The sequence below is a fragment of the Streptomyces sp. NPDC033165 genome (assembly GCF_055577965.1).
The window spans coordinates 170,258-195,492 of sequence record NZ_JBVIPK010000010.1 but is presented as its reverse complement, the minus strand read 5'-3'; the positions used below and the strand labels follow the sequence as shown (position 1 = coordinate 195,492).

Here is a 25,235-nt window from a genome sequence, read left to right as displayed (position 1 = left end):
CTGAGCCAGCACGTTGCGGGCGCTCAGCAGCCGAAGCGAGGCCTTGCGGATCCGCGCCTCGGCGGCTGCCGGCATCGGCCAGTCGAGGTCGGACGCGCCGTGCACCGCCGCCGTGATCACACCGGTCACGGGCCGGTCGGGCTCGCCCCTCACGACGATCTCGCGTATCGCCTGGACAGCTTCCACACCCACGTAGAGCATCCGGTGATCGGTGCCAGCGGCATGGACGACGTGGAGGGGCCGACCGCGACGATCCGCTTGCCCCGCAGCCCACAGCGCCGCCGAGCGCGCCGGGGCCGACGCGTCCACACCGGCAACGACGGCACCGAGTCCGGCAGGGTCGGGAGTGGTGCCGGTCATGGCTCCTCCTCGGGGCGGTCCAGAGACTCGCACAAGCCACGGTTCCACCGCCGCGCGCGGTCGGCATGGGCCGTTCGGTCCCGATCGAGACCTGTCGGCCCTCCCCTCGCCTCCATGGCGGCGGGACGCTGGATGCAGGGTTCCGCCCCAGGAGCCCCGCACACCGAGGAGGCGCTGTGTCATGACGCGTCACGTCACTGTCGGCCTGGACGAGTCCCCCGAAGGCCTCGCGGCAGTCCGGTGGGCCGCGCCCGAGGCCGCACTGCGCGGTGTCCCGTTGCGCCTCGTGCACGTGGAGGAGTGGCCGGTCACTCCGGAGATCCCGCAGCCCTTCACGCAGTCACTCGTCGAACGGTACGAAGCTCTGCTGCGGGACACCGCGGACCGGGCCCGCCGGGATCACCCCGGCCTGGAGGTGACCACGGAACTGGTTCAGGGCCGGGCCATCGACGAGTTGACGCGCGCCGCGAACGAGGCCGAGGTCACCGCTCTCGGTTCACGGGGACTCGGAAGACTCCTCGGCTTCCTCATCGGCTCGGTGTCACTGGGCGTCGTAGCCAAGACGCGGAGCCCGGTGGTTCTCGTGCGTCCCCAGGAGAGCGACGCCACTGCCTCTACCTCCGAGGAACCCTCGGACGGCCGACCCGGGATCGTCCTGGGCCTTGATGTATCCCACCCCTGCGACCCTCTGCTCGCCTTCGCCTTCGAACAAGCGGCCCGCACAAGCGCGGCTCTGCAGGTCGTACACAGCTGGTCGCTTCCCGCGACCTACACGTATGCGGCGATCCTCGACCCCGACGTCGGCAGTGGACTCGGTCAGCACGCCCCCCCAAGCACTCACCGACATGCTGCGCCCCTGGCGGGCCGGATTCCCTCAGGTCGACGTCACGGAGACGGCAGTCATGACCCCGCCGGCCAGCGAGCTCGTCCAGGCGTCCCAGGGAGCCGATCTCGTCGTCGTAGGGCGACGCAGCAGCAGACCTGTGGGGCCCCATGTCGGCCACGTCACCCACGCCGTGATTCACCACAGCTCCGCACCGGTCGCCGTAGTCCCCTACGAGTGACGTCAGCCGTAGGGGAACCTTCGTAACTGCGGGCCTGGTGCTGCGCCCCTCGTTGAGGGCACAGCACCAGGCCCTCACAAGCCGCATCAGCCAGCGTCGTCCGGGGCGTCGGGAACAACAATCTTCCGCCCGGTGACTCGCCGGGCCCTGAGGAGCATGACGTGCTCACGCTCCTCACCTGCCCAGGGAGTCGAGTAAGCCATTTCCCTGAGCCGCCGGGCGGCCTCTTCGTCCGCCACCGAACACACGGTTCCGACGATCAACACGCTCCAGCCTTTACTGAAGGCGTCATCGATGTGGTCGGCCTCGAAGGCGATCTCCGTGTCGGCAGCAGCGGCGAGCGGGGAAGCGCTTCCCGTACTGAACATGACCTCGCCGTCCAGCACCTGGTAGTTGACCGGCAGCACGACCGGTCCGTCCCCCAGCGTCAGGGCGACCCGTCCTACGCCGTGGTCTCCCAGCAGCGTCCAGCACGTTGCCTGGTCGAGTTCGACCATCCGGGCCCTACGGGCTCCGCGGCCGAAGCCGGGCGGCAGGTCACTCGTACTTCCCGACAGTTCCTGAACCGTGGTCTCCAGCGCGTCGGCCAGCCGGAGCAGGAAGCCGATGCCCGGTGTGGCGGGCTGTTCCTCGACGTATTCGATGTAGCCGGGCGCGGCTCCTGCCCGCAGCGCTACGTCCTGCCGGGACAGTCCGAGCTGCAGGCGGCGTGCCGCAATGCGTCGGCCCAGGTCGCCTTTGGCCGGAGGCGGTGCTGAAGACATCGCTGGCTCCTTGCTCATCGTCTTCTCCCACCGGGGCGGGTCATGCGGTCACGCCAGCCAGAACCGGGAGCAGACGCAGCGCGGGTGCCGCCCCGGTGCCGGGACTCAGACATCGCTCGCCGCAGCATCCTTGACGCGCTGAGGCACGATGACGACGGGGCACGCGGCGTGGTGCAGCGCTCGGTGGGCCACCCTGCCGAGCTCCAGGCCGATGAAGCTCCCGTGGCGTCGTGCTCCGACGACCAGCAGGTCGGCGGCGGCCGACCGCTCGACCAGGATCTTGGCAGCCGCCCCCTCCGGGGTGGCCCTGCTCACCCGGACATCCGGGTACTCCCGGGCCGGTCCTTCGAGTGCCTTGTCGAGAAGCGCGGCGGCACGCGCCTCCGCCGAGTGTGCCGGATCGCCCGTGATGAGCGGGTGTTCGGCGGGCCTCGGGGTCGGTTGGCGCCAGGCGCTGAGAGCGCTGAGGGCGCAGCCGCGAGCGGCGGCCTCACGGAAGGCGAAGCGCACCGCAGGAGCCTCGACGTCCCTGCCGCCCACCCCCAGGAGGATGCGTTGGTGCCGGTAGGTGAGCGCTACGTCATCCCCACGTACCACGACCACGGGGCACACACTGCGGGCCGCCACGACGAGGCTCACCGAGCCCAGGAGCACGGACGCCAACCGCCCGCGCCCCCGTGATCCCACGACGACCGCCGAGGCCGAGGCACCCTCTCTCAGTAGGGCGCTGGTCGCGTCCTCGGCGAGTACTTCGGTGGAGACGGCAAGATCGGGCACGCGAAGCCGTGCACGCTCGGCAGCGGCGCCGAGGATGTTCTCGGCGAGGATCCGACCCGCCGGCCGCTCCAGCCCGCCCGGCGGTACCGTTCCCTCGTACCGCTCCCAGAGCGAGGCGTACACCAGCCTCAGCGGGGTCGCATGACGCGCGGCCTCGTCAGCGGCCCAGTCCACTGCTTGGAGACTGGATTCAGAGCCGTCGACCCCGACAACCACCGGCGCTTGCATCATGCCCACCACCCTTCTTCGAAGGATCGACTGCCCCCAGGCTGGCACCGGCCACGATGCCGGGCCAGGGCCGGTCGGTCCCCACCTCTCTCCGACCGACCCACGAGCGGTACGGCGGGCGTGCTGTGGGCTGATGAGAGAAGGGGCGCCACTCCTCGGCAGACACTCCTCGGCAGACGGGACTGAACCGACATGACAAGGCCGGCCCACGTGCTGTCCCTCTTCGACTCATTCATTTCCAGGAACCGTCGGCTCCTGGACATGTCTTCCGCGCACCGGACAGTCCAGGCCGCCGTTCTGCACAGCATCTCCTCGCCCGGACAGCCGACGAGCTCCGCAGGACATTTCCCGCCCTGGACATCAGCATCCGTTCAGTGGACGGCAGACCGATCGACGTACTGTCCGAGTCCGCTGCGGTCTCGGACATGATCGTCCTTGGTTCCCGTGCGCTCGGGCCGGTCATGGGCTTCGTCCTCGGCTCCGTGAGCATGGCGGTCATCGGCGCCGCGAACTGCCCGGTTGTGTCGGTGCGGGCCAGGAACGACTCCCCGTCCGGTCGGTGAGACGACCCATACGGCGACCTGGTAATGGGCGTCGACGTACGCCAACCGTGTGAGGCGACGCCCCGAGCAAGCATGCCGCTCCCTTCGCGTCGTGCTCGGTCAGCGCCTGCGCAGTGCCGCGAGAGTGTTGTCGAGGTCGGCCGCGCCGGGGCGGTTGCGGGGGAGCTTGGCGAGCATCGCGGCCATGCCGCAGGTGTTGGTGAGGGCGGAGAAGACCAGTCCGGCGGAGATGCCTGCCGAGAGGATCTGGAACGCGGGGTGGATGAGGAGACCGAGGAGCAGGCCGAGGAGGACGACGGTTCCGGCGGTGAGGCGGACCTGCCGCTCCATGCCCCAGGTCGCGGGGGTCCCTTGGGGACGGTGCAGGTCGTGACCGTCGGCCGTCCAGGCGCTGGTGCCGCCACTGAGGGTGGCGGCGGTGATGTTGTTCTCGGCGAGGATGCGACAGGCGTTCTCCGAGCGGGCCCCGGACGCGCAGACGATCAGAACGTCACCACGGTCGGCGGCGTGTCGAATGTCGGCGAGTGCCCGCTGAATCCGGTCCAGGGGGATGTTGAGGGAACCGGGGAGATGGCCGCCGCCGTACTCACCGGGGGTACGGACGTCGATGACGATCAGCTCGTGGAGGCGGTCGCGAGTCTCGTGGATGGTGAGGGAGGCGGGCGTGGGCATGGCGGGTGTCATCCTTTTCTGGCTGTGGGGTCCCCACCAAGGGGGAGTACATTACCCCTGGGGGTATCTCATGAGGAGTGATGATGGAACTTGATCTGGCGGGAGCGGAGCTCAAGGCGGTCCTGAACCGGCTGCGCCGGGCACAGGGGCAGATCGCCGGGGTGATCCGGATGATCGAGGAGGGGCGGGACTGCGAGGAGGTCGTGACACAGCTGGCGGCGGCGTCGCGAGCGCTGGACCGGGCCGGGTTCGCGATCATCGCCACCGGGCTCCAGCAGTGCCTCACCGAGATGGAGGACGGCCGGCGTTCCGGTGAGTCCCGGGACGAGATGCGCGCCCGGCTGGAGAAGCTCTTCCTCTCGCTCGCCTGACGCCGGTGGCGGCCCTCGTGTTCAGGCGATCACGTCGATGGCCATGAAAGCCGCCACCGCGAGAAGCGTGAACGCGAAGATTCGCTGCAGAGCGGCACCGGCGACCTTCGCCGCCAGCCGTTTGCCGTCCCAGGCCCCGAGGATCGCCGCTCCCGCGAACGGGGCGATCACCTCCCATCGCAGGTCGCCACCGGTTCCCGAGCGGGCGCCGAGGGCGGCGAGGGAATTGACGGTGATGACAAGGAGGCTGGTGCCCACGGCCCGGCTCATCTGCAGACCGAGGACTCCGACGAGGGCGGGCACGGCAAGGAATCCACCCCCCACACCGAGGAATCCCGTCACGGCGCCGAGCCCGGCACCGGCTCCGGCCGCCTTCGCGGGCCGCACCCCCTCCGTCGACTCGGCGGCGGAGGGCCGTAGCATCCGCAGCGCCGCCAGGGCGGCGATCACCGCGAACGCCGCGGTAAGAGCCGTTCCGGGCACATGGCCGGCGATCGCTCCGGCGAGGAAGGCCGGCACAACTCCCGCCGCCGCGAACAATGTCCCGGCCTTCCAGGCGACATGACCGTCTCTCGCGTGTGCGTAGAGGGCAGTGGCCGATGTGGCGGTGACGATGATCAGACTGGCCGTGGTGGCCGAGGCCGCCGAGAAGCCGAGCAGGTAGATCAGTGCCGGAACCGCCAGAACGCTGCCACCGCCGCCGAGCGCACCGAGCGCCAGCCCGATCAGGGTGCCGGCGGCCAGGGCGAGAACCAAGGTGCTCACGCTATCGAGCCGCCCTCACCGCGCTCATCGATCACCGGCAACCCTGCGGCGGCCCACGCGATCATGCCGCCCTTGACGTCCACCGCGTCCGCTCCCCGCTCGGCCAGGAGCTTCACAGCCTGCTGCGAGCGGTGCCCGCTGCGACAGATCACCACCAAGGGCCGTCTCCGCGCTGCCACCGGAATCGTCGCACCTGCGGCCAGGTCGGTGAGAGGCGCGTGCACCGCACCGGGAGCATGGCCGGTTCGCCACTCGGGCTCTTCCCGGACATCCAGCAGAACACCATCGGGGCAGCTCCCCGCAGTACGGGACCGCGCCTCGTTGACGGACAGGCGCTGTCCACTTCCACCGTGGAGGAACATCGACGACGTCGCCTTTCTTGTTGCTTGTCCTAGCTGATCAAGTTCACTTCGACCGGGCCTTCGCCGGTTCAGCCGGTGACGATGGTCAGCCCGGCCTCGGCGGCGGCGGCGAAGCCGTCGTCCACGGCGACCACGTCCCGCCCGGCCGCGTCCAGCAGCGACGCGGCGATGCCCGCGCGCATGCCGCCGGCGCAGTGCACCCAGACCGTGCCGTCGGGCACGTCGTCGATCCGGCGGTGGATCTGGTGGATGGGGATGTGGACCGAGCCCTCGATCCAGCCCTCCGCACGTTCGGATGAGCGGCGTACGTCCAGCACGACGATCCGGCCCCTTCCCTGACCGGCCAGTTCGGCGAACGTGGCACGGGGAAAGGACGCGGCGCTCTCGCCGGCGCGAAGCCAGTCCGCGGGACCGCCGGTCGCGGCGGAGGCCGGCCGGTCGATGCCGACGCGCACCAGCTCCCGCTGGGCCGCTGCGAGCTGCTCGGCCGACTCGGCGAGCAGGGTCACCGGCTTGCCCCAGGGGATCAGCCAGGCGAGGTACGTGGCGAGCTTGCCGTCCGCCTCGAAGTTGAACGACCCCGCGACATGCCCCTCGGCGAAAGCGATGCGGTTGCGTAGATCCACCACCCACTCCCCCGCCGTGAGTCGCCCGGCGATGTCGTCGGGATCGGCGAAGGCCGGAGGGGTCAGGTCCACCGGGGCCGGGCCGGCCGCGTTGGCAGGCCCCATGTGCGCGTAGTAGGCGGGTACGTCCTCCAGTCCCGCCAGCAACTCGGCGACGAAGGTGTCCACATCGATGGTGAGGGCAGGGTTGGCGGTCTTCTCCTTTCCGATCGTGGTCGATTCCCCGTCGGCCTGAGCGGATGAGCAGAAGCTGCCGAATCCGTGGGTGGGCAGCACCTCGGTCTCGTCGGGCAGTGCGTCCGCGAGGCGGCGGGCGGAGGCGTGCTGCGCGCGGGCCAGTCGCTCGGTGAGGCGCGGCTCCACGAGATCGGGCCGTCCCACGGTACCGATGAGGAGGGAGCCACCGGTGAACGCGGCAACGGGCCGACCCGCCTCACTCAGCACGTACGACGTGTGGTGCGGCGTGTGCCCGGGCGTCGCTACCGCCGTCAGAGTCAGTTCCGCGTCGATGATGACGGTGTCGCCGTCGGACACGGCGGTCCGGGCGAATGACACGTGCGCGTCGGCCGGAACGAGGTAGGCGGCCCCGGTGATGCGGGCCAGCTCAAGACCGCCGGTCACGTAGTCATTGTGGATGTGCGTCTCGACCACATGGGTAATCGCCACACCCCGCCGGGCAGCAGCCGCCAGCACCCGATCGATGTCACGGGGCGGATCCACGACAACCGCCGTCCGACGGCCGCCGGCGAGGTAGCTGCGGTTGCCCAAACCCTCCAGCTCGATGGCTTCAACGAAGAACACGGAAAGTCTCCTTCCGACGGAAAAAAATTACCCCGGGGGGTATGCCATTCACCGTAGCACTCTTACCCCCGGGGGTATATTTCGAAGTGTGGCGACCGCCACGCGCGAACCGCGCCCGTCGGGCATTCCGATGACGTGAGAACGAGGTGGAGATCCATGACCTACGACCGCACCGTGAGCGTCGACGGCACGTTCGAAGAAACCGTGCAGGCTGTCCGTCAGGCCCTGGCCGACCAGGGCTTCGGCATCCTCACGGAGATCGACGTACAAGCCACGCTCAAGGCCAAGCTCGGACACGACATGGAGCCGTACCTGATCCTGGGCGCCTGCAACCCCTCCCTGGCGCACCGGGCGCTGGAGCTGGACCGGACGATCGGGCTTCTCCTGCCCTGCAACATCGTGGTCCGGAAGGACGGCGGCCGAGTACTCGTGCAGGCGATCGACCCGGCGACCCTGGTCTCTCTCACGAGGATCGAGGACATGGGCCCCGTGGCCGACGAAGTCGCCCTGCGCTTGGACGCGGCCCTCGCTTCCGTCACGACATCACGCTCATGACCGAGTCACCGGAACGCCGACCGGTCACACGCCCGCCCGGGTCCGCAGTCGATGCGGCCTCCGAAGGATCACCCGCCGGGGCACGACGAACCCCGTCCACGCCGACTGCGTGACGTCCGCTCGCCGCTTCGGCACACAGCCAGGCATGCAGCTGGCCGCTCTTGCTCCCCGTCCTGGCCGCGCGTCCCGGCCGTCACGAAGTCGTACACACCCATCATCCCGACAGCGTCGATCATGGGCAGGGCCTGGCTACGGTCCTCGCCGCCCGGCCTGCGGCCTGGATCGTGAAACTGGCCGCGGCATGACCGGAGTCACGCCTCGTGCCCCGTTGGGTCCGAGCCGGCCCTGCCGCACCCCGACCAGGCCGATCATGACGAGGGAGGACTCGCCGCGTGCGATGAGTGCGGTACCGCCCCTCAGCCGACCCCGGCGCCCCGCACCCTCCCGTCGTGCGGCGGAGATGCGCGCGGCCTCGACGAGCGCTGCGACGATCAGTCTCATGCCGAGTACCCGTAGCAGCAGTTGCTCGGCGTCCGGACGCAGATGCAGCAGCAGCCGTCCGAGATGGTGTCCCCACCAGTACGACACGGCGAGCGCGGCCAGGACCACGCCGAGGGCGAGCAGGACTCCCAGTAGTGCCTGCCGCCAGGTACCGCCGGCGGCGACGACCGCGAGCAGCGGGAGGAAGGCGGCCATCGCGAAGTCTTCCAGCACCAGCACCGACAGCACGGCCGGCGTTTCCCGGTTGCCCAACGATTTCAGCCGGTGCCGACCAGCCCGCTTCTGCGCCGGCCGAAGAGCCTCGTCGCCCGCGCTCACCGCCGTACGCGCGGCATCCCCAACCCGATCCAGGAGATGATCTCGCGCTGGATCTCGTTGTTGCCGCCGCCGAAGGTGAAGATCACCGCTGACCGGTAGCCCCGTTCCAGCTCCCCGTGGAGGACCGCTCCGGCGGAGCCCTCCTTCAGGGGGCCCGCCGAGCCGACGATCTCCATCAGCCAGGCGTAGGCGTCGCGGCGGGCCTCGGAGCCGTAGACCTTGACGGCGGAGGCGTCCTGGGGGGTGAGGGTGGCGTCCTGGAGGGCGGTGACCATCTGCCAGTTGAGCAGCTTCATCGCGTCCAGGCGGGTGTGGGTGCGGGCGAGGAGGGCGCGCACCCAGCCGAGGTCGATGACCCGGCGGCCGTCGGCGAGCTTGGTGTCGGCGGCCCAGCGCTGGACGTTGCGCAGGGCGCGGACCGCCATCGTGCCGTGGGCGGCCAGGGTGACGCGTTCGTGGTTGAGCTGGTTGGTGATGAGCCGCCAGCCCTTGTTCTCCTCGCCGACGCGGTGGGTGAGGGGGACGCGTACGTTCTCGTAGTAGCTGGCCGTCGTGTCGTGCGAGGCGAGGGTGTTGATCAGGGTGCAGGAGTAGCCGGGGTCGCTCGTGGGGACCAGGAGCATGGTGATGCCCTTGTGGGGCGGGGCGGCGGGGTCGGTGCGGACGGCTAGCCAGACCCAGTCGGCGGTGTCGCCGTTGGTGGTCCAGATCTTCTGGCCGTTGACGAGGTAGGTGTCGCCCTCGCGGACCGCGCGGGTCTTGAGGGCGGCGAGGTCGGTGCCCGCGTCCGGTTCGCTGTAGCCGATCGCGAAGTCGATCTCCCCGGCGAGTATCCCGGGCAGGAAGCGGGCCTTCTGCTCGTCGGTGCCGAACTGCATGATCGTGGGGCCGACGGTGTTCAGGGCCATCAGCGGCAGCGGGACGCCGGCCTGGGCGGCCTCGTCGAAGAAGATGAACTGTTCCATCGGGGTCAGTCCCCGGCCCCCGTACTCCTTCGGCCAGCCGACCCCCAGCCAGCCGTCGGCTCCCAGCCTGCGGACGGTCTCGCGGTAGAAGCGTTTCTGGGCCTCGGGTTCCGCATAGCGTGCGTAGGCGTTGTCGGGCACCAGGGTCGCGAAGTACGTACGCAGTTCGGCACGCAACTGCTGCTGCTCAAGCGTGTATTCGAGGTGCACGGCCCCTCCGGAGTCTCGCTTCCGCGTCGCGCGTGTACGGCGGCGCACACAGTAGAACGTGTTGCAAGAATCCGGAAGGGGCCGGGACGCGGGGGTTCGGCGTCAGCGCTTGACGGCGCGCAGGACCACGAACTTCGGGTCGCCCGCGACCGTGGTGCAGTTGCCGAAGATCCGGCGCAGGTGGGTGTGGTACGAGAGGTGCCGGTTGCCGACGACCCAGAGCTCGCCGCCCTGCCGCAGCGCGGTGCGCGCGCCGGCGAACATCGTGCGGGCCGTGGCGTCGGTGGTCGCCAGGTGGGAGTGGAACGGCGGGTTGTTCAGCACCAGGTCCACGCTGCCCGGGGCGAGCCCGTCGAGCCCGTCGCCGACCAGGAAGTCGGCCTTCGCGCCGTCCGGGGCACCCGCCCGGAAGGTCTCCTCGGCGGAGGCCACGGCCCCGTAGGACTCGTCGACGAAGGTGACGTGCGCCTCGGGGTTGGCGATCGCGGCGGAGAGCCCGAGGACGCCGTTGCCGCAGCCCAGGTCGGCGACCCGGACGGGCCCGTTGCGGGTGGGCAGGTGCTTCAGGAAGAAGCGCGTGCCGATGTCGAGGCGCTCGGCGCAGAAGATCCCGGCGTGGTTGACGGCGGTCCGGCCGGAGGCGGGGCCCACGTCGGCGGGCAGCTCGTAGCGGTACGGCCAGGGGCTCGGCGTACGCGGCAGCCCGGCGTCCGGCGTGCAGAAGATGAGCCGCGCCTTGCGCACCGCGAGGGAGGTGCGGGTCGGGCCGATGATCCGCTCGAAGAGCTTGAGCGTGGAGGTGTGGATCTCCTTGACCATGCCGGTGCCGATGACCACGGTGCCGGGGTGGACGGCGGGGGCGATCCGGTGGAGCTGGTCCTCCAGGAACGCCAGTGACTTGGGTACCCGGATCAGCAGGACGTCGATCCGGTCCGGCGGAGTGTCACGCGAGGACAGCAGCTGTACGGCGTCGGCGTCCAGGCCGTTGCGCGCGAGGTTGGCGAGAGTGGCGCGCCGGGCCAGGTACGAGTCGCTGATCTGGACGGGCCGGTGCGCGGCCAGCGCGGTGGCGAGCGCTCCCCACCGGTCCCCCACGACGGCGACCGTGCCCGAGAGGTCGACCGGGCCCGCCTCGGGATCCGTCAGCTGCCGGAGCAGGTATTCGTCGGCAGCGTCCCACGCCCGGAAGGGATCGCGCGGGTGCTCGGGGAAGCGGGCGAGCTCGAAAGCGCCCTGTGAGGTCGTCAAACGGTTCATATGTGACTCAGGCTAGCCGAGGGAACCGGGGGCGCCCCACACGCTCCCCGGCTCACCGGCCGCGCCCGCCTTCTGCGTACGGCCCACGGCACGCGGTCCCGCACCGGTCGGCCCGGTCAGGGCAGCTGTTTGTCGAGGGCCGAGCGGCCCTCGACCGCCAGCTTGCGCCGCGCCCATTCCAGCGTCCGGGGTGTCAGGTCCCGCCCCGAGGCGAGCACCAGGTCCTCGGCGCTCGGCCGGTCGCTCGCGCCGGTGTGCAGAAGCCGGTCGGGCGTGACGCGCTGCGCCTCGGCCATGGCTGCGGATATGGATTCGGGCTCTTCGCTCATGCCGCCTCCTCGTCCTTTCGGTCATTCTCGCCCCGTGGACACCCGGCCGCATCCGAGAGGAACGGGCGACACGAACCCGATTTTTGACCTGCACATGATAGATACGCCGTGTTCACGCCTACGGCACGGTGCGTGTGCGACGCTCCCCGCTGACCACCTACCGCACGGCCGCCGCGTCAGCACCCCCACCCAGGGTTCTCGTCGCGGCGCCAGTGTTTCGGAGAGGACACCCCACATGTCCCGTCGTCACTCGCTCTACGCGCGTCCGCTGCCGGCCGCGGTGGCCGCTGTCGCCATGCTCGGCGGCACCGCGGCCGCGGCCCCGGCGGACCCCGCCGCCCCGGCGCCCGGACCGTACACCGCCGCCTCCGCCACCACCGCCACCCTTGATGACACCTACTACCAGGACGCCCTCGGCAAGACCGGCGCCGAGCTGAAGACCGCCCTGCACACGATCATCAGCCACCAGACCAAGCTCTCCTACAGCCAGGTGTGGAACGCCCTCAAGGCCACGGACGAGGACCCCGCGAACCCCTCTGCCGTCGTCCTGCTCTACACCGGGCGCTCCCGGTCCAAGAACGACAACGGCGGCAACCCGGGCCAGTGGAACCGGGAGCACGTCTGGGCCAAGTCCCACGGCGGCTTCGGCACCGCGAAGGGCCCGGGCACCGACATCCACCATCTGCGCCCCGAGGACGTCCAGGTCAACTCCATCCGCGGGAACAAGGACTTCGACAACGGCGGCAGCGAACTGGGCTCCGCGCCGGGGAACTTCACCGACGGCGACTCCTTCGAGCCGCGCGACGCGGTCAAGGGCGACGTCGCGCGCATGATCCTCTACATGGCCGTGCGCTACGAGGGCAACGACGCCTTCGCCGACCTCGAACCCAACGACCGGGTGAACAACGGTTCCACGCCGTGGATGGGCAAGCTGTCCGTCCTGAAGCGGTGGAGCCAGGAGGACCCGCCGGACGCCTTCGAGAAGCGCCGCAACGACGTCATATTCGAGCGGTTCCAGCACAACCGCAACCCGTTCGTCGATCACCCCGAGTGGGTCGGAGCCATCTGGTAGTCCCGGGTTCAGTCCTCCCCGGCCAGGGCCCGCGCGCACCCTTCGACCGCCTCCACGCGGGTGGCGTAGCGGGGCAGGTCCTGGCCGGTCCCCTGCCGTACGACCTCCGGCGGGCCCAGCAGGTCGCGCGGGTCGACGACCGCCGCGCGGCGCCCGTCGGAGGCGAGGCGGGCGAGGCCGGTGTGCAGCATCGCCAGGGCCACCGAGTCGACGGAGGTGACGTCGTGCAGGTCGAGCACCACCGAGCCGCCGTCCGGCCCCGACTCGTCCAGGGCGTACAGCACGCGTTCGGCGGCCGTGAAGTCGATGGACCCCTGGGCGGCGACGACGCCGACCTGTTCGTGCAGGACCCGTTCATGCTCGGCCGAGGGTGCGGAGGGGAGGTCGTCCGCGGTCGTCACGAGGGTGACGGTGGAACCGGGGAGCGCGGGGTTGAGCATGAGGTGGAGCCCGTAGCGTTCCGACATCGCCTCCAGTGCGGCGTGACCGCGCACCGAACTGCCGGTGGTGTCCAGCGGTGGGCTGTACGTCGCCACCCCGAATCGGGCCGGGCCCACCGCGATGAGGCCGCCGGACACCCCGCTCTTGGCCGGCAGCCCGACGCGAAGCAGCCAGTCGCCGGAGCCGTCGTACATGCCGCAGGTCGCCATGACGGCGAGGACCCGGGCCGCGACCTCGTCGGAGACGACCCTCGTCCGGGTGACCGGGTTCACCCCGCCGTAGGCGAGCGTCGCGGCCATCGTGGCGAGGTCGAGGGCGGTCACGCGGATGGCGCACTGCCGGAAGTAGCGGTCCACCGCCAGCACCGGGTCTACGGGCATGGTGCCGGTGGAACGGATCAGATACGCCAGCGCCCGGTTGCGGTCACCGGTCATGGACTCGGAGGTGAACACCTCTTCGTCCACGTCCAGTTCACGTCCGGCGAAGCGGCCGAGGCAGTGCAGGATCCGGTCGAAGGCGGGGGCGTCGGGAGCGTCGGGGATCAGGGCGGTGGTGACGATGGCCCCGGCGTTGACCATGGCGTTGGCGGGCCTGCCCGTGCCGGGTTCCAGACTGATGGCGTTGAACGCCTCACCGCTCGGCTCGGCGCCCACCCACCGGCTCACCTCGTCGAGGCCGAGGAGGGACAGGGCGAGAGCGTAGATGAACGGCTTGGAGACGGACTGGAGGGTGAAAGGAGTCTCGGCCTCGCCCGCGCTGTAGCGGTGCCCGTCCATGCTGACCAGGGCCAGTCCGAAGGCGTCCGGGTCGGCGAGGGTCAGCTGGGGGATGTAGTCGGCCGGTTTCCCGTCCCGTACGGCCACGAATTCGGCGTGCAGGCGCTGGAGCGAGTCGGTCACCGCGTCGGCGGCGCTCATCTTCGTCGCCCCCTCAGCCGCGCTCGGACCGGGCGACGACGGTGTCGAGGACCTGCGCCTCGGGTGGCTCGGGCATGAGGGTGCGGACGCCTCGGTCGGTGCCTTCGCTGCTGGTGCCCAAGTCGCACGCCGCCGCACCGGCGACGGCCACGGCGGGGGTGGGGGTGCGCGCGGGGAGGTTCGCTTTCACGGACGGTCCGTCCAATCGAAGGTAGGAGGGAAGATCGGGAACGTGTCGGGCCGGCGGCGGTCGAGCGCGTACGGCTCACGCCGTCTCGTCGCCCACGATGTCGCGGAACTCCGCCTCGCGCTCGGTGTCGAGGTACTGGGGAGCAGTTCGGCGCTGCCACCTGGCAGCTGGGCCGATCCGGTCCGGTACCTCGTCCATGGTGAGCAGGCACAACGCCGGCGTTCCGGTGGCCGCCTTCTCCTTGAACACCGTGAACGAGGCCATCGGGCGCACCTCCGCAACCAATGATCACCAACTCGCCCATATTAGGATCAAAAGGTATGAATTGACTCGTCGAAGCATCCGCTTCATACGGGAGCGGGTCGAGCCCTGGGAGGGAACGATGGATACGGACGCCCTGACCGCCGACCTGTTGCGGGAGCTGCGGGCGACCCGGCCCTATCCGGCCCTGTCCCTGACCATGCCGACCCACCGCAAGGCCCCGGACAACGCCCAGGACCCCGTGCGTCTGCGCAACCTGGTGGCGGAGGCGGGCCACCGCCTGGAGGCCGACCCGGAGGTCAGCCGCGAGGTCCGGGCCGCGCTCCAGGCCCAGCTGGAGCGGGCCGCGGCCGAGGTGGATCCGCGCGGGGCGCTGGACTCCCTGGTCATCCTGGCCACCACCGAGGAGTACCGGATCTGGCAGCTCCCGCGCGTCGCGCCCGAACGGGTGGTGCTCAGCGACACCTTCCTCACCCGCAATCTCGTCGCGGCCAAGGCCCAGACCCGGCCGTTCCGGGTGCTCACGCTCGCCGCCGACCACGCCACGCTGTGGATCGGCACGGGCGACGGCATCCGGCCGGAGGAGACGGGCGGCTTCCCGCTGACCGCCCCGAAGGAGCCGCCCAACCCGCAGCGCGAGGAGCGGATCGGCGACACCCCGAGCACCTTCACCGACGAGGAGACGCGGAACTTCTTCCGTACGGTCGACGAGAAGCTGCGCGCGGTGCTCGCCGACGATCCGCGGCCGCTGTATCTGATGGGCCTGGCACCGGCCCTCGCCCTCCTGGACGAGGTCGGTGCGGCCTCCGGCTCGGCCGTCGGCCGGGTGGCGAAGGGCGCACCGGCCGACCTGCCGCCCGCCGAGGTGCTCAGAGAGCTGCGGCCCGCCCTCGCGGAGGGCGCCCGGCAGACGGCCGCGCAGGTCGACACCCGCCTCGACCAGGCCCGCAGCGCCCATACCTTCGCGGGCGGGCTCGACGAGGTGTGGGCCGCCGTCCGGGAGGGCCGGGCTGGTCTGGTGGCGGTCGAGGAGCACTTCGAGGCCACCGCCCGGGTGACCGACGAGCACCTGGAGCCGGTGCCCGAGGGGACGGCGCAGAGCGCGGACGGGCAGGTCCGTGAGGACATCGTCGACGAACTGGTCGAATCCGCGCTGGACGGCGGCGCCGATGTGGTGTTCGTCGAGGACGGCTCACTGGGCGGCCACGGCCGGATCGCGGCGGCGCTGCGCTACTGAGGACGCCCCCTGCGCGACAGGCCCTACGGGAGGCGGCGGACCGGCTTGCCGTCGAGGAACGCCCGGATGTCCTCCACGGCCTGGCCGTAGTAGAGCTCGTAGTTCGCGCGGGAGACATAGCCCAGGTGCGGGGTGGCCAGCAGGCGCGGGGCCGTGCGCATCGGGTGGTCGGCCGGGAGGGGTTCGATGTCGAACACGTCGACCCCGGCCCCGGCGATGGCGCCCGCGTGCAGGGCCGCGAGCAGGGCGTCCTGGTCGACGATGGCCGCCCTGGAGGTGTTGATCAGATAGGCGCCGCGGCGCATCAGCGCGAGTTCGGGCGCACCGATCAGGCCCCGGGTCCGGTCGCTCAGGGCCAGGTGGACGGAGACGAAGTCGCTGGATTCCAGCAGTTCTTCCTTGGAGGCGGCGAGGGTGGCTCCGGCCTCCTCGGCCCGCTCCTTGGTGAGGTTCTGGCTCCAGGCCAGCACGTCCATGCCGAAGGCCCGGCCCACCTGCGCCATCCGGCCGCCGATCTTCCCCAGTCCGAGCAGTCCGAGCCGCCGGCCGTGCAGATCGGCGCCCAGGGTGGACTGCCAGGGGCCGCCCGTGCGGACGGCCTCGCTCTCGGGGACGATCCCTCGGGCCAGGCCGAGGAGCAGGGCCCAGGTGAGTTCGAGCGGCGAGGTGGAGGAGCTGGCCGTGCCGCAGACGACCACGCCGTGCCGTTCGGCGGCCGCGTAGTCGATGACGGTGTTGCGCATGCCGGAGGCGACCAGCAGCCGGAGCCGGGGCAGCCGGGCGAACAGCTCCGCCGGGAACGGCACCCTCTCGCGCAGCGTGACCACGATGTCGAAGTCCGCGAGGGCCGCGGCCTGTTCGTCCTCCGTGGCGAGATGCCCGGTGAAGGTCACCACCTCCACATCGGTGGTGACGGGCGACCAGTCGACGACCGTGGTCGCCACGGACTGGAAGTCTTCTATCACGGCACAGCGCAGCTTCATGGCAGGCTCTCTCCGTCGGGGCGGGTGTCGCCGTCCATGATCGCGCATCGGACCGAGCCGGGGGTCAGCCGCCGTCCCACCGCCACTCCACGACCTCGGGAAGGTCCGTGCCGTGCTCGCGGATCCAGGCGTGGTGGCGGGTGCGGAAGTCCGCCATCGCCTGGCGTACGGCGACGGCGCGGACGCCCAGTCCCGGCACGCGGTCGATGACGTCCATGACCAGCCGGTAGCGGTCGAGATCGTTGCGTACGACCATGTCGAACGGAGTGGTCGTGGTGCCTTCCTCCTTGTAGCCGCGCACATGCAGGTGGGGGTGGCCCGCCCGGCGGTAGGCAAGCCGGTGGATCAGCCAGGGGTAGCCGTGGTACGCGAAGATCACCGGCTTCTCTCGGGTGAACAGGGCGTCGTACTCGGCGTCCGGCATGCCGTGCGGATGCTCCTCGTGCGGCATCATCCGGGCGATGTCGACCACGTTGACCACCCGTACGGCCAGTTCCGGCAGATGACGGCGGAGCAGGCCTGCCGCGGCCAGTGTCTCCTGGGTGGGCGCGTCTCCCGCACAGGCGAGGACGACGTCCGGCTCCCGCCCGCCGTCCTCGGTCCCGGCCCACTCCCAGGCCCCAGCCCCCCGGGCGCAGTGGGCGCGGGCCTCCTCCAGGGTCAGCCAGTCGAACGTGGGCTGCTTCCCGGCCACGACGACGTTGACGTAGTCCCGGCTGCGCAGGACGTGGTCGGCGACGGAGAGCAGGGTGTTGGTGTCCGGCGGGAGGTAGACGCGGACGACCTCGGAGCTCTTGTTGAGGATGTGGTCGACGAAGCCGGGGTCCTGGTGCGAGAAGCCGTTGTGGTCCTGGCGCCAGACGTGCGAGGTCAGCAGGTAGTTGAGGGAGGCGATGGGCCTGCGCCAGGGCAGTCGGCGCGAGGTGCGCAGCCATTTGATGTGCTGGTTGACCATGGAGTCGACGATGTGGGCGAACGCCTCGTAGCTGGAGAAGAGACCGTGCCGTCCGGTGAGCAGATAGCCCTCCAGCCAGCCCTGGCAGAGGTGTTCGGACAGCACCTCCATCACCCGGCCGTCGCGGGCGAGGTGTTCGTCGGTGGGCAGGGTGGACGCCTGCCAGGCCTTGCCGGTCGCCCGGTAGAGGGCGTCCAGCCGGTTGGAGGCGGTCTCGTCGGGGCCGACGACCCGGAAGTCCCTGCGCCCCTCGGTGGCGGCCATGACGCTCTCCAGGAGACCGCCGAGCACCTTGGTGGGCTCGTGGAGCACGGTGCCGGGTTTGTCGACGCGTACGGCGTGGTCCTCCAGGGCGGGCAGCGGGAGGTCCCGCAGGAGGAGGCCGCCGTTGGCGTACGGCGTCGAGCCGAGCCGGGCGTCTCCCTCGGGCACACAGGCCAGGACCTGTTCGGTGGGGCGCCCGTCGGCGTCGAAGAGCTCCTGGGGCCGGTAGGAGCGCAGCCAGGCCTCCAACTGCCGCAGGTGCTCGGGGTTGTCGCGGACGCCGGGGAGCGGGACCTGGTGGGAGCGCCAGGTGTTCTCGACGGGGAGGCCGTCGACCTCCTCGGGGCCGGTCCAGCCCTTGGGGGTACGCAGGACGATCATGGGCCAGCGGGGTCGCCCGGTGGTCCCGTCCTCGCGGGCGGACCGCTGGTACGCGGCGATGCGGTCGAGGGCGGTGTCCATCGCGGCGGCGAGCGCCCGGTGCACGGCGTCCGGTTCGTCGCCGGTGACGTACAGCGGATCGTGCCCGTAGCCGCGCAGCAGTTGGTCCAGCTCCTGTTCGGGCAGCCGGGCCAGAACCGTCGGATTGGCGATCTTGTAGCCGTTGAGGTGCAGGACCGGCAGGACCGCGCCGTCGTGGACGGGGTCGAGGAACTTGTTCGCGTGCCAGGACCCGGCGAGCGGCCCGGTCTCGGCCTCGCCGTCGCCGACCACGCACACGGCCAGCAGGTCCGGGTGGTCGAGGGCGGCCCCGTAGGCATGGGCGAGTGCGTAGCCCAGTTCGCCGCCCTCGTGGATGGAGCCGGGGGTCTCGGGCGCGACATGACTGGGCACACCGCCGGGGAAGGAGAACTGCCTGAACAGCAGTCCCATACCCTCGGCGTCCCGGCCGACGTCCGGGTAGGTCGCGGAGTAGCTGCCCTCCAGCCAGGCGTTGGCGAGGACGGCCGGTCCGCCGTGTCCGGGTCCCCAGACGCACAGGGCGCTCAGGTCGCGGGCCTTGACGACGCGGTTGAGGTGGGTGTGGACGAGGTTGAGCCCCGGTGAGGTGCCCCAGTGGCCGAGCAGCCGGGGTTTGGTGTCCTCGGGGACGAGCGGCCGGGTCAGCAGGGGGTTGGCCATCAGGTAGATCTGGCCGACGGCGAGGTAGTTGGCGGCGCGCCAGTGCGCGTCGAGGGCGGCGAGCTCCTCGGCGGGGAGCCCGGGGGGTGCGGACGGGGCGGAGGTGTCGCTCACGGGGCAGGTCTCCTCGTCGGGTGACGGCACACGGCACAGGGGCGGGTGCCGCGTCAGGGCGTCTCGGGGCCGTACCAGAGCGTGGTGGCGTTGCAGAACTCGCGGATGCCGTGTCCGGCGAGCTCCCGGCCGTAGCCGGAGCGCTTGACGCCGCCGAAGGGCAGGGCGGGGTGCGAGGCGGTCATCCCGTTGAAGAAGACGCCGCCGGCCTCCAGATCGCGGGCGCAGCGCTCGGTCTCGGCCGGGTCGCGGGTCCAGACGTTGGAGCTGAGGCCGAAGGGCGTGTCGTTGGCCAGGTGGATGGCCTCGTCGAGGTCGGCGACCCGGTAGAGCGTGGCGACCGGCCCGAAGGTCTCCTCGCGGTGGATGCGCATCGCGGTGGTGATACCCGCGAGCACGGTGGCCTCGTAGAACCAGCCGTTCTCCAGGCCGCCGCCGAGCTTCTCCGGACGGCGTCCGCCGCACAGCGCCTCGGCACCCCGCCCGACGGCGTCGTCGACGAGTTCCTCCAGGTCGGTGCGGCCCTGTTCGGTGGAGAGCGGACCGATGTCGGTGGCCTCCTCCAGCGGGTCGCCGACGGTCAGGGCGAGCATGCCCGCGGTGAAGTGCTCGGCGAAGGTGTCGTAGACGTCGGCGTGCACGATGAACCGCTTGGCGGCGATGCAGGACTGGCCGTTGTTCTGGACGCGTGCGGTGACGGCGGTGGCGGCGGCCTTCGCCACGTCCGCGGAGGGCAGGACGAGGTAGGGGTCGCTGCCGCCCAGCTCCAGCACGGTCTTCTTCACCTCGTCGCCCGCGACGGCGGCGACGGAGCGGCCCGCCGGTTCGCTTCCGGTGAGGGTGGCGGCGGCGACCCGGGGGTCGCGCAGCACGGCCTCGACGGCGCCCGAGCCGATCAGCAGGGTACGGAAGCAGCCCGCGGGGAATCCGGCCCGGTGAAAGAGGTCCTCCAGGTACAGGGCGGTCTGGGGGACGTTCGAGGCGTGCTTGAGGAGGCCGACGTTGCCCGCCATCAGTGCGGGGGCGGCGAACCGCACCACCTGCCACAGCGGGAAGTTCCACGGCATCACGGCGAGGACCACGCCGAGGGGACGGTAGCGGACCAGCGCCCGGGAGGCACCGGAGTCGTGTACGTCGTCGGGGTCGGGGTGCTCGTCGGCGAGCAGGGCCTCGGCGTGGGCGGCGTACCAGCGCATCACCTTCGCGCACTTGGCGGCCTCCGCGCGGGCCGCCTTGACCGGCTTGCCCATCTCGACGGTCATGGTGCGGGCGATGGTGTCGCGGTCCTCGTCGAGCAGGTCGGCGGCCCGGTTCAGCCAGGCGGCCCGCTGCGCGAAGGGGGTGGTGCGGTACTGGCGGAAGGTGTCGGCGGCCGCGGCGATCCGCCGTTCGGTCTCCTCCTCGCCGAGGGCGTCGTAGGACTTGATCAGTTCGCCGTTCGCGGGGTTGACCGTCGCGATGGGCATGGCAGTGGCCTCCTTGCGTGGTGCCTCGGTACTTCGACCGTGCCGCGCCGCACCGGTGCGCGCAACGCGGCCCTCCCCTGCCCCCCACGTACCCGGCCGACGCGGATCATGCGTGCCGGAGGGCACGTTCCGCGTCGGCCGGGGTGCGGGCCGCCCTTGCCGGACGGGTTACACGAGCGCCGCGAGAGGGGTGCGGCGGGAGGTGCGGACACCGGGCAGCGGAGCCCGCGGGACCAGTCCCGCGGCGCGCGGAGCCTCGGCGTAGCGGGTGAACCAGACCACTTTGCCGTCCGTGGTCCGGCAGGTGCCCCAGCTGTCGCTGAGGGCCATCACCCGGCTCAGCCCGCCGCCGGCCGGCAGCAGCCGGGGCATCCGCGCGCTGTTGTCCGCGACGGACGCGGTGACGTGCCGTCCGGTCCAGCGGAGTTCGACGACGCAGCTGTTGCCGTCGCCGACATGCCGGTGGACGTTGGTCAGGAGTTCGTCCAGGGCCCGGCACACGGGCCGGACGTGCAGATCGAGACTCCAGTGACGAAGGTGTGCGGCGACGATCCGCCGCAGCTGGGAAACGCGCTCTGCCGACACCTGCAGTTCGACCGAGTAGTGCCGGTCGAGGGGAACGGTCATCGTCGGGGCTCCTCACCACGAGGCCCACATGCTTCACCCCGTCGTACTTCACCCCGTCGTACGAACGACCCCCGAACACGAAGCGTGAGCACTTATCACTTCTGGGTCACTCATTAGGGTGCGCCGGGGACGCCGGTCGCGCAACAGGGGGACCGTCCGTGCTGGTGGGGCGGGGGGCGGTCACAGCAGATAGGGCAGCAACCGGTCCGGGGTGAGGGGAAGTTCGCGCAGCCGGGCGCCGGTGGCGTGGCGGACGGCGTTGCCGATGGCGGCGGCGGTGCCGACGATCCCGATCTCGCCGATGCCCTTGCTGCCCATCGGGTTCAGATGGCGGTCGTCCTCCTCGATCCAGTGCGCCCGGATGTCAGCCGTGTCGGCGCAGACGGGCACGTGGTAGGAGGCGAGGTCCTTGGCGGTGAAGTCGCCGAAGGCCGGGTCGATGCCGGAGCCCTCGGTGAGCGCCATGCCGATGCCCATCACCATGCCACCGGTGAACTGGGAGCGTGCGGTGCGCGCGTTGAGGATGCGCCCGGCGGCGTACACGCCCAGCAGACGGCGTACGCGCACCTCCCCGGTGACGGCGTCGACGGCCGTCTCGGCGAAGTGGGCGCCGAAGGCATGCCGGGCGTACGGGGACTCGGCGGCGGTCTCCTCTTCGGTGTCGGCGGTCGCGGTGAGCCCCTCGGCGGGCAGCGGGCCGGAGCGCGCGGCGAGCCGGTCGGCCAGCTCCGTGGCGGCCTTGTGCACCGCCCAGCCCCAGGACGCGGTGCCGGAGGAACCGCCGGCCAGCGGGGCGGTGGGCAGCTCGGTGGAGCCGATGGCGACGGCGACGGCGTCCGGGTCCGTACCGAGGGCGTCGGCGGCGATCTGGGCGAGGACCGTGCGGGCCCCGGTGCCGATGTCGGTGGCGTTCACCTCGACGCGGTACGTGCCGTCCACCGCCGCGTGGGCGCTCGCGGTGGAGCGGGAGACGAGCACCGGGTACGTCGCGGAGGCCACGCCCGTGCCGAGGAGCCAGCGGCCCTCCTGGCGGGCGGCGGGGCGGGGGTCGCGGTCGTGCCAGCCGAACCGCGCCGCGCCCTCGCGCAGGCAGGCGGCCAGGCCGTGGCTGCTGAAGGGGCGGCCGCTGTCCGGCTCGGTGTCCGGCTCGTTGCGCAGCCGCAGCTCCACGGGGTCGAGCCCGAGCGCGGAGGCGAGTTCGTCCATCGCGGACTCCAGGGCGTACATCCCGGAGGCCTCCCCCGGTGCGCGCATCCAGGAGGGGCTGGGCACGTCGAGGACGGCGACCCGGTGGGCGGTGCGGCTGTGCGGTGAGGCGTACACGACCCGGGCGGGCACGGCGGCCTGCTCGACGAACTCCTTCACCGTGGAGGTGTGGGTGACGGCCTCGTGGCAGACGGCGGTGAGCGTCCCGTCGAGTTCCGCGCCGAGCCGGACCCGCTGGACGGTGGGCGCCCGGTGGCCGACGACCTCCGCCAGCTGGCCTCGGGGGAAGGCCAGCGTGACCGGCCGTCCGGTGTGCAGGGCGGCCATCGCGGCCAGGACGGCCTGGGGCCGCGTGGTGCCCTTCGAGCCGAAGCCGCCGCCCACGTGCTCGGAGACGACGGTGATCCGGTCCGGGTCGAGGCCGAAGACCCGGGCGAGGCTGGTGCGCACGGTGGCGGACCCCTGGCTGGAGTCGTGGACGGTCAGGTGCCCCTCGCTCCACACGGCCGTGGCGGCGTGCGGCTCCATCGGATGGTTGTGCAGCGCGCCCGTCCGGTAGGTCGCGTCGATCTGTACCGGGGCCGAGGCCAGGGCCTTGTCCACGTCGCCGCGTTCCCGCACGGCGGGGTGACCGCCGTTGGCCTCCTCGGGGGTGTACAGGCCCGGATGGTCCTCCGAGAGGGTCACGTCGTGCGGGTCGCGTTCATAGGCGACCAGCAGCTCCCCGGCCCCGGTCCTGGCCGCTTCGGGGCTTTCGGCGATCACCAGGGCGATGGGCCAGCCGTGGTGCGGGACGCGGCCGTTCTGGAGCACCGAGAGGATCGGGTCGTCGGGCTCTTCGAGCGTCGGCGCGTTGTCGTGGGTCAGGACGGTGTGGACCCCCGGGACGGCGAGGGCATCGACGGCCCGCACGGCGGCGACCCGCCCGGCCGCGATGGTGGCCGGGACCGGCCAGGCGTGGAGGCAGCCGGGCGGAGTGGCGTCGGCCGCGTAGCGGGCGGTACCGGTGACCTTGTCCCGGGCCTCTCTGCGGACGAGGGGCGCACCGGGGAACTGCGGGGCGTGGGTCATGGGGCGGGTCCTCGGGTCGGGGGGCTTGGGGGCCTCGGGGGCAGGTCCTCGGGGCAGAGGCCTCGGGGGACGGGAGCCGGGGCGCACCGGGCGGCGGCAAGCGGCTCAGGCAGTGCGCGCGGGGGCTGGTTCAGCCGGTCCGGGCGGATCTGGTTGGGCCGGCGCGGACAGTCCGGCAGGGCGGGCGGCAGTCCGCCAGGTCGGCAGGTCGGCAGGTCGGCAGGTCGGGCTGACAGTCCGGCAGGCCGGTTCAGCCCGTCCGGGCCGGCCGCTGTCTGCCGGTCAGTTCGCCGAGCACGTCCACGGCGAGGCGGCGGGCGAGGTCCACCTTGAAGGCGTTGTCGCGCAGCGGCCGGGCCCCCGCCAGCTCCGCGTCCACGGCGCGTTCGAAGGAGGCCGGGGTGGCCGGCGCCCCACGCAGCTCGGCCTCGGCCCGCCGGGCCCGCCAGGGCCGGTGCGCGAGGCCGCCGAAAGCGAGGGCGGCGTGCGTGACGTACCCGTCCTCCACCCGGACGCTCGCGGCGGCGGAGGCCAGCGCGAAGGCGTACGAGGCCCGGTCGCGGGCCTTGCGGTAGCGGGAGAGGGCGCCCGGCGGCGGAGGCGGCAGTATCACCTCGGTGATCAGTTCGCCGGGTCTGATCACGGTGTCCTGGTCCGGATTGCGGCCCGGGAGGCGGTGGAAGTCGGTGAGGTGGACCGTGCGTTCGCCCTCGGGGCCGAGCAGCAGCACGGTGGCGTCGAGCGCCGCGAGGGCCACGGCCATGTCGGAGGGGTTGGTGGCCACGCACTCCTCGGAGTGGCCGAGAACGGCGAGGTCGCGGTGGGTTCCCTCGCGGGCCGGGCAGCCGGAGCCCGGGAGCCGTTTGTTGCAGGGTTTGGAGACGTCCTGGAAGTAGCGGCACCGGGTGCGCTGGAGCAGGTTGCCGCCGGTGGTGGCGGTGTTGCGGAGCTGCCCGGAGGCCCCGGCCAGCAGCGCCTGGGAGAGCGCCGGGTAGCGCTCCCGTACCTCGGGGTGGGCGGCGAGATCGCTGTTGCGGACGGTGGCGCCGATGGCCAGGCCGCCGTCCGCCGTCCGGGTCACCCGGTCCAGGGGCAGCGCCGCGACGTCGATGAGGACGCGGGGCGCCTCCACGCCGAGCTTCATCAGGTCCACCAGGTTGGTGCCACCGCCCAGGAACCGGGCTCCGGGCCTGGCCGCGCAGAGACGTACGGCCTCGGCGGTGGAGGCGGGGCGTACATAGCCGAAGGGCCTCACGGGATCACGTCCTCGATGGCTTCGACGATCCGGGGGTAGGCCCCGCACCGGCACAGGTTGCCGCTCATGCGTTCGCGGATCTCGTCGGGGCCGAGGTCCGCCGGTCCGCCGGAGGGCGCATCCGGTTCGGTGACGTGGGAGGGGAAGCCGTCGGCGGCCTCGCCCAGCATGCCGACGGCGGAGCAGATCTGGCCGGGGGTGCAGAACCCGCACTGGAGGGCGTCCCGTTCGACGAACGCCCGCTGCACGGGGTGCAGTGCCCCGCCGTCGGCGAGCCCTTCCACGGTGGTGATCGCGGCGCCGTCCTGGGTGACGGCGAGCAGCAGGCAGCTGGTGACCCGCCGCCCGTCGACCAGGACCGTGCAGGCTCCGCACTGGCCGTGGTCGCAGCCCTTCTTGGCACCGGTGAGACCGAGTCGGTCACGCAGGGTCTCCAGGACCGTGCTGCGGTGGTCGATCGTCAGCGTCGTCGCGGTGCCGTTGACGTACAGAGTCACGGTGGAGCGTTCGTCGACGACCGGTTCCGGTTCGAGGTCCGCTCCCGGAGCGAGGGAATCCATGCGCCC

At 71.6% G+C, this 25,235-nt stretch carries 26 protein-coding genes and 1 pseudogene; 7 read left to right on the top strand and 20 right to left on the bottom strand.

Going from position 1 to position 25,235, the window contains the following annotated elements; all coding sequences use genetic code 11:
- Positions 1–358: 358 nt before the first annotated feature.
- Positions 359–889, top strand: a pseudogene (locus ACZ5WC_RS23730) (universal stress protein); the annotation flags it as partial.
- A gap of 373 nt (positions 890–1,262) precedes the next feature.
- Positions 1,263–1,424, top strand: a complete 162-nt coding sequence (locus ACZ5WC_RS23725) for a universal stress protein (RefSeq protein ID WP_468542674.1) — start codon at positions 1,263–1,265, stop codon at positions 1,422–1,424.
- 86 nt (positions 1,425–1,510) lie between these two features.
- Here ACZ5WC_RS23725 and ACZ5WC_RS23720 read toward each other — a convergent pair whose 3' ends face one another.
- Together ACZ5WC_RS23720 and ACZ5WC_RS23715 are read right to left on the bottom strand one after the other, a co-directional pair.
- Complete coding sequence (locus ACZ5WC_RS23720) at positions 1,511–2,188, bottom strand: helix-turn-helix domain-containing protein (RefSeq protein WP_468542673.1); 678 nt, start codon at positions 2,186–2,188, stop codon at positions 1,511–1,513.
- A 105-nt stretch (positions 2,189–2,293) separates the two neighbouring features.
- A complete protein-coding gene (locus ACZ5WC_RS23715) occupies positions 2,294–3,193 on the bottom strand; it encodes a universal stress protein (protein WP_468542714.1) in 900 nt (299 codons plus the stop codon).
- 182 nt (positions 3,194–3,375) lie between these two features.
- On the opposite strand from ACZ5WC_RS23715, the gene ACZ5WC_RS23710 reads away from it, so the two are divergent.
- A complete protein-coding gene (locus ACZ5WC_RS23710) occupies positions 3,376–3,756 on the top strand; it encodes a universal stress protein (RefSeq protein WP_468542713.1) in 381 nt (126 codons plus the stop codon).
- Between the two features lie 99 nt (positions 3,757–3,855).
- Here ACZ5WC_RS23710 and ACZ5WC_RS23705 read toward each other — a convergent pair whose 3' ends face one another.
- Complete coding sequence (locus ACZ5WC_RS23705) at positions 3,856–4,428, bottom strand: rhodanese-like domain-containing protein (RefSeq protein WP_468542672.1); 573 nt, start codon at positions 4,426–4,428, stop codon at positions 3,856–3,858.
- Positions 4,429–4,511: 83 nt separating this feature from the next.
- Between ACZ5WC_RS23705 and ACZ5WC_RS23700 the strand changes: the two genes are divergently transcribed.
- Positions 4,512–4,799: a metal-sensitive transcriptional regulator gene (locus tag ACZ5WC_RS23700; RefSeq protein ID WP_311122776.1), complete on the top strand. Its 288-nt coding sequence runs from the start codon at positions 4,512–4,514 to the stop codon at positions 4,797–4,799.
- A 21-nt stretch (positions 4,800–4,820) separates the two neighbouring features.
- Here the strand turns inward: ACZ5WC_RS23700 and ACZ5WC_RS23695 are convergent, their stop codons facing one another.
- From ACZ5WC_RS23695 to ACZ5WC_RS23685, 3 genes are all read right to left on the bottom strand, one after another.
- Positions 4,821–5,564, bottom strand: coding sequence for a sulfite exporter TauE/SafE family protein (locus ACZ5WC_RS23695; protein ID WP_468542671.1), 744 nt, complete (start codon positions 5,562–5,564; stop codon positions 4,821–4,823).
- Complete coding sequence (locus tag ACZ5WC_RS23690) at positions 5,561–5,926, bottom strand: rhodanese-like domain-containing protein (protein ID WP_468542670.1); 366 nt, start codon at positions 5,924–5,926, stop codon at positions 5,561–5,563. Before ACZ5WC_RS23690 ends, ACZ5WC_RS23695 begins: the two co-directional genes overlap by 4 nt.
- Positions 5,927–5,994: 68 nt before the next feature.
- Complete coding sequence (locus tag ACZ5WC_RS23685; RefSeq protein WP_468542669.1) at positions 5,995–7,353, bottom strand: MBL fold metallo-hydrolase; 1,359 nt, start codon at positions 7,351–7,353, stop codon at positions 5,995–5,997.
- A 156-nt stretch (positions 7,354–7,509) separates the two neighbouring features.
- On the opposite strand from ACZ5WC_RS23685, the gene ACZ5WC_RS23680 reads away from it, so the two are divergent.
- Positions 7,510–7,908 carry a DUF302 domain-containing protein gene (locus tag ACZ5WC_RS23680; RefSeq protein ID WP_468542668.1) on the top strand — a complete coding sequence of 133 codons (399 nt, stop codon included), beginning with the start codon at positions 7,510–7,512 and terminating at the stop codon, positions 7,906–7,908.
- A gap of 249 nt (positions 7,909–8,157) precedes the next feature.
- Here ACZ5WC_RS23680 and ACZ5WC_RS23675 read toward each other — a convergent pair whose 3' ends face one another.
- The 4 genes from ACZ5WC_RS23675 to ACZ5WC_RS23660 all read right to left on the bottom strand — a co-directional run bounded on the left by ACZ5WC_RS23675 (position 8,158) and on the right by ACZ5WC_RS23660 (position 11,488).
- Positions 8,158–8,661, bottom strand: coding sequence for a hypothetical protein (locus ACZ5WC_RS23675; RefSeq protein ID WP_468542667.1), 504 nt, complete (start codon positions 8,659–8,661; stop codon positions 8,158–8,160).
- Between the two features lie 62 nt (positions 8,662–8,723).
- Entirely contained in the window at positions 8,724–9,902 is a 1,179-nt protein-coding gene (locus tag ACZ5WC_RS23670; RefSeq protein ID WP_468542666.1) for an acyl-CoA dehydrogenase family protein, read from the bottom strand.
- Positions 9,903–10,004: 102 nt separating this feature from the next.
- Positions 10,005–11,159 carry a methyltransferase gene (locus ACZ5WC_RS23665; RefSeq protein ID WP_468542665.1) on the bottom strand — a complete coding sequence of 385 codons (1,155 nt, stop codon included), beginning with the start codon at positions 11,157–11,159 and terminating at the stop codon, positions 10,005–10,007.
- A 116-nt stretch (positions 11,160–11,275) separates the two neighbouring features.
- Positions 11,276–11,488 carry a hypothetical protein gene (locus ACZ5WC_RS23660; protein ID WP_468542664.1) on the bottom strand — a complete coding sequence of 71 codons (213 nt, stop codon included), beginning with the start codon at positions 11,486–11,488 and terminating at the stop codon, positions 11,276–11,278.
- A gap of 235 nt (positions 11,489–11,723) precedes the next feature.
- On the opposite strand from ACZ5WC_RS23660, the gene ACZ5WC_RS23655 reads away from it, so the two are divergent.
- A complete protein-coding gene (locus tag ACZ5WC_RS23655) occupies positions 11,724–12,560 on the top strand; it encodes an endonuclease I family protein (RefSeq protein ID WP_468542663.1) in 837 nt (278 codons plus the stop codon).
- 8 nt (positions 12,561–12,568) lie between these two features.
- On the opposite strand, the gene glsA is transcribed toward ACZ5WC_RS23655, so the two are convergent.
- From glsA to ACZ5WC_RS23640, 3 genes are all read right to left on the bottom strand, one after another.
- Entirely contained in the window at positions 12,569–13,918 is a 1,350-nt protein-coding gene (glsA, locus tag ACZ5WC_RS23650; RefSeq protein ID WP_468542662.1) for a glutaminase A, read from the bottom strand.
- 13 nt (positions 13,919–13,931) lie between these two features.
- Entirely contained in the window at positions 13,932–14,108 is a 177-nt protein-coding gene (locus ACZ5WC_RS23645; protein ID WP_468542661.1) for a hypothetical protein, read from the bottom strand.
- Positions 14,109–14,183: 75 nt separating this feature from the next.
- The gene (locus ACZ5WC_RS23640) at positions 14,184–14,372 is read right to left on the bottom strand and encodes a hypothetical protein (RefSeq protein ID WP_468542660.1); all 189 of its coding nucleotides are present in this window, start codon (positions 14,370–14,372) and stop codon (positions 14,184–14,186) included.
- 118 nt (positions 14,373–14,490) lie between these two features.
- Here ACZ5WC_RS23640 and ACZ5WC_RS23635 point away from each other — a divergent pair, with 118 nt between their 5' ends.
- A complete protein-coding gene (locus tag ACZ5WC_RS23635; RefSeq protein ID WP_468542659.1) occupies positions 14,491–15,606 on the top strand; it encodes a baeRF3 domain-containing protein in 1,116 nt (371 codons plus the stop codon).
- A gap of 23 nt (positions 15,607–15,629) precedes the next feature.
- On the opposite strand, the gene ACZ5WC_RS23630 is transcribed toward ACZ5WC_RS23635, so the two are convergent.
- From ACZ5WC_RS23630 to ACZ5WC_RS23600, 7 genes are all read right to left on the bottom strand, one after another.
- Positions 15,630–16,589, bottom strand: a complete 960-nt coding sequence (locus ACZ5WC_RS23630; RefSeq protein ID WP_468542658.1) for a D-2-hydroxyacid dehydrogenase family protein — start codon at positions 16,587–16,589, stop codon at positions 15,630–15,632.
- A gap of 64 nt (positions 16,590–16,653) precedes the next feature.
- Positions 16,654–19,044 (bottom strand): phosphoketolase family protein, encoded by a 2,391-nt coding sequence (locus tag ACZ5WC_RS23625; protein WP_468542657.1) that lies wholly within the window; start codon positions 19,042–19,044, stop codon positions 16,654–16,656.
- 53 nt (positions 19,045–19,097) lie between these two features.
- Positions 19,098–20,510 carry an NADP-dependent succinic semialdehyde dehydrogenase gene (locus ACZ5WC_RS23620; RefSeq protein WP_468542656.1) on the bottom strand — a complete coding sequence of 471 codons (1,413 nt, stop codon included), beginning with the start codon at positions 20,508–20,510 and terminating at the stop codon, positions 19,098–19,100.
- Between the two features lie 168 nt (positions 20,511–20,678).
- Positions 20,679–21,137 (bottom strand): ATP-binding protein, encoded by a 459-nt coding sequence (locus ACZ5WC_RS23615; RefSeq protein WP_468542655.1) that lies wholly within the window; start codon positions 21,135–21,137, stop codon positions 20,679–20,681.
- A 180-nt stretch (positions 21,138–21,317) separates the two neighbouring features.
- Positions 21,318–23,414, bottom strand: coding sequence for a xanthine dehydrogenase family protein molybdopterin-binding subunit (locus ACZ5WC_RS23610; protein WP_468542654.1), 2,097 nt, complete (start codon positions 23,412–23,414; stop codon positions 21,318–21,320).
- A 250-nt stretch (positions 23,415–23,664) separates the two neighbouring features.
- A complete protein-coding gene (locus ACZ5WC_RS23605; RefSeq protein WP_468542653.1) occupies positions 23,665–24,669 on the bottom strand; it encodes an FAD binding domain-containing protein in 1,005 nt (334 codons plus the stop codon).
- Complete coding sequence (locus ACZ5WC_RS23600; protein ID WP_468542652.1) at positions 24,666–25,229, bottom strand: 2Fe-2S iron-sulfur cluster-binding protein; 564 nt, start codon at positions 25,227–25,229, stop codon at positions 24,666–24,668. The genes ACZ5WC_RS23605 and ACZ5WC_RS23600 overlap by 4 nt, the downstream gene beginning before the upstream one ends.
- Positions 25,230–25,235: the final 6 nt, after the last annotated feature.